Raw genomic sequence first — 7,948 nt, 5'->3', positions numbered from 1 at the left:
CCTGCTCGATCGCGACGTCTATGGCGACGTGAAGAGCCTGGAAGAGGCCATGCGCCGGCAGGAGGCGCCGTTCTACCTGCGACGGCTCAAGGAAGCGCTGGTCGCGTTTCCCGATCCCGAGTCGGGGGACGTGAAAAAGCTGGCGGCAGCAAGTCAAGGTTGGGGAGACGTCGGGGCTCCAACTGCGGGCGAAACGACGCTCGACTGTGTTCATCAGGCAATGCTCCTGTTTGCGGCGGGACGAGCCGAGGCGATGAAGCGCTTTCTCGTCGAGGAAGGCGTTGGCCGGCAGTCGCGGTTCTGGAAGTTGGCGCAGTCGCTCTCCGCACTCTACCCACCGGGTACGAACGAGAAGCGCTGGGTCGACGGTGTCCTTGCTCGAAAGAAGGGACTCGGGTTCGGATGATTGCGTCAGGGATACGGCTGGCTCCCAGGCGCCTGCATAAGATCGGCCGGTGTGGTTCGGAAAGACCGGACGCGGATGGCGAAGCGCGACGACGAGCTATTCGATACTTCGATGAGGAGCAAGTATAAACGGCGGTGCTCAAAACCGGCACGATGGATGGGCTATCCATGCGTCGGCCCTAAGTACGCCGAGAATCTGCGCAAACGTGGAGTGGTAGAGCGATGCTGACTCGACTTCGGATCAAGAACTTCAAACGTTTCGACTACGCTGACGTCGATCTCGGACAGAACGTGATCTTGATTGGTCCGAACAACTCGGGAAAGACCTCGGCGCTGCAGGCGCTCGCTCTCTGGGATCTCGCTGTCCGACGCTGGCATGAGAAACGGTCAGGCAAGACTATGCCCAAGAAGAAAACCGGCGTAGCTCTGAATCGCCGCGATCTCTTGTCACTCCCTGTCCCCGAGGCCAAGCTCCTGTGGCACGACCTGAGAGTACGCGACGTGACACGTCCTGACGGTAGCCCGAAGGTGAAGAACCTTAGGATCCGGATTGACGTGGAGGGAGTGGTCGATGGCGACGCGTGGTCGTGTGGAATGGAATTCGACTACTCGAACACGGAGTCCTTGTACTGCCGGCCGTGCGACAGCGAAGACGAGCGACCGCCAGTGCCATCCGGCGCGATGGAATCTCGAATCGCGTACTTGCCACCCATGTCGGGTCTGGTCGCAAACGAGCTTCGGCTGGACCCCGGCGCGATTCAGGTGCGCATCGGCGAAGGTAGAACGGCAGAGGTGCTGCGGAATCTCTGCTACGGATTGCATGAGAGCGCGAGTTCGAACGGTTGGTTGGAGTTGGTCAGAAGGACAAGAGAGCTGTTCGGGGTCGAGCTCTCTGCGCCCGCGTACGTGCCAGAGCGTGGCGAGCTGACCATGACGTACCGCGAAAACGACAACACGCTCGACTTGTCCGCGTCGGGACGCGGGCTCCAACAGACGGTGCTCTTGCTGGCGTACATGCTTGGGAATCCGGGCGCTGTCTTGCTGCTCGACGAGCCGGACGCGCATCTGGAAATACTGAGACAGCGGCAGATCTACGACGTGTTGACGTCGGTTGCTCGAAGTACGTCCTCACAGATCATTGCTGCAAGTCACTCCGAGGTTCTCCTGAATGAGGCCGCCGATAGAGATGTCGTCGTTGCGTTCGTGGGCCCTCCCCACCGAATCGACGATCGAGGCTCACAGGTGGCGAAAGCCCTAAAGAGCATAGGCTTCGAGCACTACGTTCAGGCCGAGCTTGTTAGATGGGTGCTCTACCTGGAGGGTTCCACGGATCTGGCCATTCTCCGGGCTTTTGCCGCTATCCTCGAGCATCCGGCAAGGAGCGACTTGGAGAGGCCGTACGTTCATTACGTTGGCAACCAGCGCTCGAAGGCCAGAGAGCATTTCTTCGGACTGCGAGAGGCTTGTCCCAATTTGCTCGGGCTCGTGATTACGGATCCTGCTGGCGAGCGTTATCGGCAAGGGAAAGACGACCCGCTGGTCAGCTATCAGTGGAGGATGAACGAAATCGAGAATTATCTTTGCTTTCCGGAAGCGTTGGAATCCTACGCAGCGAGGCTTGCGCACGACAAGGCTGCCGGTCCGCTTTTTCAGGATTCGCTGAGAGATCGTTTCGTGGAAACAATGAGGGATGCCATTGCCCAGCGTGTGCCGCCTGCCGCTCTTAAGGATCGGGACGATGACTGGTGGCGAACCATTAAAGCTACGGATCAACTTCTTGATCCGCTTTTTAAGTCTTTCTTCGAGAGGCTCGAACTGCCGCACTTGATGCGGAAGAGTGACTACCACGAGCTGGCCGCACTCGTACCGCGCGCGCGAATCGATCCCGAAGTGAGTGGTGTTCTTGACGCTATCGTGCAGATCGCCACACGCGTCCAACCGACAGCTTCGGGACTCGGGGAAGGGGCGGCGGGATGATCGTCGGCGGTGCGACATACCCGCGCCGGCTCATCGAGGTCGATCTGCCGATCGCCCAGGTGTCCGAGCATGCGCGTGACGGTCGCTCCGTTCACCACGGGCACATCAGCCTGCGACGAAGAACCTGATCCAATCGATGACGCTGGAGAGTGGTAACTCGTCGAGGACGTTCAAGAGCGCGCTCATCTGGGCCGTAGCGGAAGACCGCGCACCGCTGGCCGAGGAGGCGCGTAAGTTTCTCGCATGGAAGGACATCGAGGCGGATATCGTCGAGCTGAGATTGGGCGAGACCCAACAGCGGCAGCTCGTCGAGCACGTGAAGCGAGCCGAGCGCGATCTCCGCGAGGCCGTGTGGCGCACGTACAAGAACATCTTCCTGTTGGCAGAGGACAACTCCTTGCGTCGCATCGACCTTGGTCTCGTGCATTCGAGCGCCGCCGGATCGCTCGTCGAACTCGTAATTTCGCGACTGCGGCAAGAGGACATCGTCGTCGAGGGCGTCAGCCCGAACTTCCTGGGCCGGTACTGGCCACCCGCCCTTCCTGAATGGAGCACCAAGGCCGTCCGGGACGCCTTTTACGCCTCTCCCAAGTTCCCCCGGCTGCTGAAGCCCGACGCCGTCAAGGAGACGATCTCTCGCGGCCTGGACGGCGGCGTCTTCGCCTACGTGGGGCGGGCTGCCGACGGCGACTACGAGCCCTTCGTCTACAAGGCCTCCCTCCGATACGACGATGTCGAGATCGCCGCCGACGTCTATCTGATCGCGAGGGAGCGCGCCGAGGAATACGTCGCCAAGACGAGCCAGCCCGCTTCGGTCGCCGGCAAGACTGGCACCGGCGACAGCGGCGATGCCCCGACCCAAACCGGAGGCTCACCGGTCGGAGGCCAACCGGTTACGCAACCGGGTGGCCCGACCGGGGGTTCACCTGTGACATCAACCGGTGGCTCGACGCCGGTTTCGGAACCGCCACCCGGAGCTGAGATCGCCGGGTTCAGCTGGGTCGGCGAGGTCCCCACGCAGAAGTGGATGAACTTCTACACCAAGGTCCTCTCGCGCTTTGCCACTGCGGGCGGGCTCAAGCTGACCGTGACCGTCGATGTCGCTCTGGCGGGCGGTCTCGGCATGAGTAAGGTCGAGGAGACCAAGGTGGCGCTGCGCGAGCTGGGGATGGATGAGGACGTGAAAGTAAAGCTCAAGGCGTAGAGATTGCTTGATGACGAGTGCTGCCAAGATGATGAAGAAACGAACCAAGAGCGGAGGCGAGCTCGTCGAGACCGTGCGTAGCGAAGTCACCATCGACTGGACCGCCAGAGAGTCGGTCCGCGCCAAGCTTGGCGTCATCGTCAAACGCATCGTCCGGAAGTACGGCTACCCACCCGGCGAGCAAGATGTCGCCACCAACTCGGTTCTTCAGCCGGCCGTGCTGCTTTCGGACTACTGCACGGAGGACGCTGCCACATGACAGTCGCTGCCCTCAATGCCGTCTGCCCGTACTACACGATGTACCCGCTGGACTTTCCGCTGAGAGTTCTCAAGCGGCACGGCAAGCCTGGTGAGTGGGTCATCGACCCATTTTGCGGCCGCGGCACGACGAACTTCGCGGCGCGCTTGCTCGGAATGCCCTCAATCGGTATCGACAGTAGCCCGGTCGCTGCAGCGCTTGCGAGGGCGAAGCTCGTATATGCAACGCCCGGGCGTGTTCAGGCGAGCGCTAGGGCGATCCTCGCCGCTGCAAGGGAGCCGGTGGCGGTGCCCAGCGGGCCGTTCTGGCGCCTCGCATACCACCCGCTGACGCTCGTTCAGATCTGTCAGCTTCGTGAGGCGCTCCTGGCGGACTGCGCCTCCGCGACCCGAACCCTGTTGCGAGCGATCCTCCTTGGTGCGCTGCACGGCCCCCGCCCGAAGGGCAAGCCGTCGTACTTCTCGAACCAGGCGCCCAGAACCTTCGCGCCGAAGCCGAACTACGCGGTGAAGTTCTGGACCGCCCGCGGGCTGCGGCCGGACGACGTCGATGTGCTGGAAGTCATCAAGGATCGCGCGAAGCGATACCTCGCAGCTCCGCCGCCGAACGTTGACGGCATCGTTCACCACGCAGACAGCAGGCTCAGCGAGACATTCCGCGACACGCCGAAGGCGCGCTGGATCGTCACCTCACCCCCATACTACGGCATGCGGACCTACTTGCCCGACCAGTGGCTACGGAGCTGGTTTCTCGGCGGACCTGATTACGTCGAGTATGCGCAACCCACAGGACAGCTCGAGCACACGGGCGCCGAGCATTTCGCGAACGAACTTTCGCTCGTGTGGAAGAACCTGAGATCACGATCTACGTCACGCACGAAACTTGTCATCCGCTTCGGAGGAATCCACGATCGCGACGCCGAGCCCATGGATGTTCTTCGCGCCACCCTTGCTGAACCAGGGTGGCGCATCACGACCACCCGGGCTGTACCGGATGCCGACACCGGCCGCCGCCAGGTGCGGCAGTTTCAGGCGTCGCCGAGAAAGAGCATCGCCGAGTATGACGTCTACTGTCGGCCGGTCTGAGAGGAGCAAACGTGACCAAGGGGAACGATAAACGATCCACGCCGCGAAAGAAGGACCCGCCCGGCACGGGCCACCTGCTCCAGCATGAGAAGGTGTCTTTCGGTGCCGACGCGGCAAAGCCCAAAGCGACCGACGAGGAGCTGAACAGCCGCTACGCGAAGGGCGACGTTCGGATCGTCACAGAGTCGGCCCGCTACTCGTTGGCCGGCATCCTCGCAATGCTGGAGGAGCCCGTTGAGCTCGAGGGGACCGGTGGCGAGAAGGAGCGTCGCTACAAGCTCGATCCCGAGTACCAGCGTAGGCACCGGTGGAGCGTTGAGCGGAAGTCTCGGCTTATCGAGTCGTTCCTCATGAACGTCCCAGTCCCGCCGGTCTGATGGCCTCACTGATCGAGTCTCGTTTGTCGAACTCGCCGCAGTCGATCACGAACGCCCCCCGCGGGCCATCGTAGTAGAAGCGGCACACGGACAAGAAATCTCGTCCGAGGACGCCAGAGCACTCCGCGTCCCTGTCACCGTCGATACCAATCATCTGCGCGTCCATCGTCATCGACCCCTCCCTGGATATGCCGTCTGAAAGGCCAAGCACGACCGAGAGCAAGTAGACTGGCCTCATCTGCGGCTCCCCCGATATCCCCACCAGCGGGTGCAGCCGCAAAGGTGGGATCCCCAGATCTTCTGCCACATGCTTGTGCACGACGGTTACGTCAGCCCCGGTGTCGATCATGAGTCTCGACACACGCTCTGGGATTGGTTGCCCAGAGTCCAGCAGGCACTTCTGAAAGAGCCTGTGGGGCCGAAATGTGACCCCGACGAGGGGACCCTTTGCGATCAGCCCGTGCGGCGGATTGGCGACACGCCCCGTGTGTCGCACGGCTACCCCAGAGCCGCCAAGGCGCTCAGGTGCGCGGGTTTCACTTCCGCCACCTCGGCGATCACGTAGCCACCGTGCATTCCGTACTCCTTCAGTGCAGTCCTAAGCGCGGCGTCCTGATCGTCGTGCGTGCTCTTCACCTCGCCATCGCGAAAGACTACCCACTTGCCCTCCATTTCGGGCAGCAGCTCGGGTAGCTTGGCATAAAATCGCTCGGACTCCTCGCGAACCATTTGGTCGACGTCTGCCATCATGCGCACCCCATGGATGGAATCTACGACGGACGAGCGCGGTCTGCCAACCGACCGTCCAGACTCTCCGTTCACCACTTTAGTTCGTTTCTGAAGCGCGGTTCCGTGCGAACCTCCCGAATCAGGCGCCTTCCCGAGCGCACACCCCGTACGAGTGGAGCCCCGGACCCCCACGACGCCCGCCAACCCAGACGCCGACGACCGCTTGATTCCCATGCTGGCGGGCCTCTACGAGCTCCGAGCTCCTGCCCTGGGTCAAGCTATGGCACAACCAGCCCAGCGAGGAGTTCGATGGCCTGCGGCTCGGCGGCCGCGAGCTCGGCCTGACCCACGACGACCTCGGTGCCTGGCGCCCGCCTGACAAGCGCGGGCGCCGCCGAAAGAAGTGGGACCATGCGGATCGAACAGCTCCGGATACGCAACTACCGCGCACTTCAAGACGTAACCCTCACCGACCTGCCGCCGCTCGCCGTGTTCGTGGGCCGCAACGGCACGGGCAAGTCCACGCTCTTCGACGTCTTTGGCTTCTTGCGCGACGCCCTGCAGCACAACGTGCGGCAGGCGTTGGCGCGCCGGGGCGGCTACCGCGAGGTCGTGTCGCGAGGCCGCGAAGGCCAGGACATCGAGTTCGAGCTGAAGTTTCGCGAAGAGCCAAGCAACCCCCTGGTCACCTACGAGCTGCACGTGGGGCTCAACGCCAAGCAGGACCCGATCGTCAAGCGCGAGCTCCTGAAGTACCGGCGCGGCCAGTACGGCCGGCCCTGGCACTTCCTCGACTTTCGCGAAGGCACCGGCCAGGCCGTAGTCAACGAGGACGAGTACGGCCGCCAGGGCGCGCGGGAGCGCCGTGAAGAGCAGAACCTGGACGCGCCCGATATCCTTGCGATCAAAGGGCTCGGCCAGTTCCAGCGTTTTCGCCAAGTCGCCAGCTTTCGCAAAATGATCGAGAACTGGCACGTCTCCGACTTCCACATCGCCGAGGCGCGACCAAGCCAGGAAGCAGGCTACGCCGAGCACCTCTCCGCCCACGGAGACAACCTGCCGCTGGTAGCGCAGTACCTGTACGAGCGCCACCCGGAAGTCTTCCGGCGTGTGCTTTCCACCATGCAAGCGCGCGTACCCGGCGTGAGCCAGGTCGACCCGGTAGAAACGGCCGACGGCAGGCTGGTGCTCAAGTTTCAGGACGGCTCGTTCAAGGACCCTTTTATCGCGCGTTACGTGTCCGACGGCACGATCAAGATGTTCGCCTACTTGATCCTGCTCTACGACCCCCAACCCCACCCCATCCTGTGCGTCGAAGAGCCCGAGAACCAGCTCTATCCCGAGCTCCTGGTCGAGCTCGCCGAAGAGTTCCGGCAATACACCGTGCGCGGCGGCCAAGTCTTCGCCTCCACCCACTCACCCGACTTCTTGAACGGTACCGCCCTCGAGGAGATCTTCTGGCTGGAGAAGTCGGCCGGCTACCCGCGGGTCCGCCGGGCGCGGGACGACGAACAGCTCGCGGCGCTGGTGGCCGAAGGCGATCTGCCCGGCATGCTGTGGCGCCAAGGCGTGCTTCATGGCAGCGGGCCTCGGGCCAGCGAAGCCGCGCCGTAACCGGTCGCACGATCCCTGCTCGTGAGGACCTTGGCACGATCAAACGTCACAGTTGTCAGCCCCGAGACACGGGTTCCGCAGAAGCGCGGAACCTGTCTGCCACGATCCGTGCCCGTAAGCATCCCGCGGAGCGCATCTGGCCGTGGGCGGGGTGGGGGAGGCAAGCTCCTTGATGAAAGGAGCGGCGGATGGGCAATGGAGCGAAGGAATCTCAGAGGAAGCCGCGGATGAGCCGGGCGGCTGGACTGTCGCTGGCTCGGAGTTGGCAGAGCAGCGGGCTTTCGAGGGCGGAGTTCTG

The 7,948-nt window shown here is 62.9% G+C and carries 9 protein-coding genes; 7 read left to right on the top strand and 2 right to left on the bottom strand.

Annotation, left to right across the window (positions count from 1 at the left end; genetic code table 11):
- From MJD61_14285 to MJD61_14260, 6 genes are all read left to right on the top strand, one after another.
- A partial coding sequence (locus MJD61_14285; GenBank protein ID MCG8556438.1) for a hypothetical protein occupies positions 1-406 on the top strand: 406 nt, incomplete at its 5' end.
- A 221-nt stretch (positions 407-627) separates the two neighbouring features.
- Entirely contained in the window at positions 628-2,382 is a 1,755-nt protein-coding gene (locus MJD61_14280; protein MCG8556437.1) for an AAA family ATPase, read from the top strand.
- A 136-nt stretch (positions 2,383-2,518) separates the two neighbouring features.
- Positions 2,519-3,586: a hypothetical protein gene (locus MJD61_14275; GenBank protein MCG8556436.1), complete on the top strand. Its 1,068-nt coding sequence runs from the start codon at positions 2,519-2,521 to the stop codon at positions 3,584-3,586.
- Between the two features lie 10 nt (positions 3,587-3,596).
- Positions 3,597-3,845 carry a DUF3387 domain-containing protein gene (locus tag MJD61_14270; GenBank protein ID MCG8556435.1) on the top strand — a complete coding sequence of 83 codons (249 nt, stop codon included), beginning with the start codon at positions 3,597-3,599 and terminating at the stop codon, positions 3,843-3,845.
- The gene (locus MJD61_14265) at positions 3,842-4,930 is read left to right on the top strand and encodes a site-specific DNA-methyltransferase (GenBank protein MCG8556434.1); all 1,089 of its coding nucleotides are present in this window, start codon (positions 3,842-3,844) and stop codon (positions 4,928-4,930) included. The genes MJD61_14270 and MJD61_14265 overlap by 4 nt, the downstream gene beginning before the upstream one ends.
- A gap of 11 nt (positions 4,931-4,941) precedes the next feature.
- Complete coding sequence (locus tag MJD61_14260; protein ID MCG8556433.1) at positions 4,942-5,307, top strand: DUF262 domain-containing protein; 366 nt, start codon at positions 4,942-4,944, stop codon at positions 5,305-5,307.
- Here the strand turns inward: MJD61_14260 and MJD61_14255 are convergent.
- Complete coding sequence (locus tag MJD61_14255) at positions 5,279-5,656, bottom strand: aspartyl protease family protein (GenBank protein MCG8556432.1); 378 nt, start codon at positions 5,654-5,656, stop codon at positions 5,279-5,281. The genes MJD61_14260 and MJD61_14255 overlap by 29 nt on opposite strands.
- 149 nt (positions 5,657-5,805) lie before the next feature.
- Positions 5,806-6,057 carry a hypothetical protein gene (locus MJD61_14250; protein ID MCG8556431.1) on the bottom strand — a complete coding sequence of 84 codons (252 nt, stop codon included), beginning with the start codon at positions 6,055-6,057 and terminating at the stop codon, positions 5,806-5,808.
- A gap of 390 nt (positions 6,058-6,447) precedes the next feature.
- Here MJD61_14250 and MJD61_14245 point away from each other — a divergent pair, with 390 nt between their 5' ends.
- The gene (locus MJD61_14245; protein ID MCG8556430.1) at positions 6,448-7,650 is read left to right on the top strand and encodes an AAA family ATPase; all 1,203 of its coding nucleotides are present in this window, start codon (positions 6,448-6,450) and stop codon (positions 7,648-7,650) included.
- Positions 7,651-7,948: the final 298 nt, after the last annotated feature.

Source organism: Pseudomonadota bacterium, from assembly GCA_022361155.1.
Classification (GTDB): Bacteria; Myxococcota_A; Polyangia; order Polyangiales; family JAKSBK01; genus JAKSBK01.
This window is presented reverse-complemented; position numbering and strand designations above follow the sequence as displayed.

Coding starts and splice junctions, on each gene's coding strand:
- MJD61_14280 (MCG8556437.1), top strand. CDS start 628: ATGCTGACTCGACTTCGGATCAAGAACTTCAAACGTTTCGACTACGCT.
- MJD61_14275 (MCG8556436.1), top strand. CDS start 2,519: ATGACGCTGGAGAGTGGTAACTCGTCGAGGACGTTCAAGAGCGCGCTC.
- MJD61_14270 (MCG8556435.1), top strand. CDS start 3,597: ATGACGAGTGCTGCCAAGATGATGAAGAAACGAACCAAGAGCGGAGGC.
- MJD61_14265 (MCG8556434.1), top strand. CDS start 3,842: ATGACAGTCGCTGCCCTCAATGCCGTCTGCCCGTACTACACGATGTAC.
- MJD61_14255 (MCG8556432.1), bottom strand. CDS start 5,656: ATGATCGACACCGGGGCTGACGTAACCGTCGTGCACAAGCATGTGGCA.
- MJD61_14250 (MCG8556431.1), bottom strand. CDS start 6,057: ATGATGGCAGACGTCGACCAAATGGTTCGCGAGGAGTCCGAGCGATTT.
- MJD61_14245 (MCG8556430.1), top strand. CDS start 6,448: ATGCGGATCGAACAGCTCCGGATACGCAACTACCGCGCACTTCAAGAC.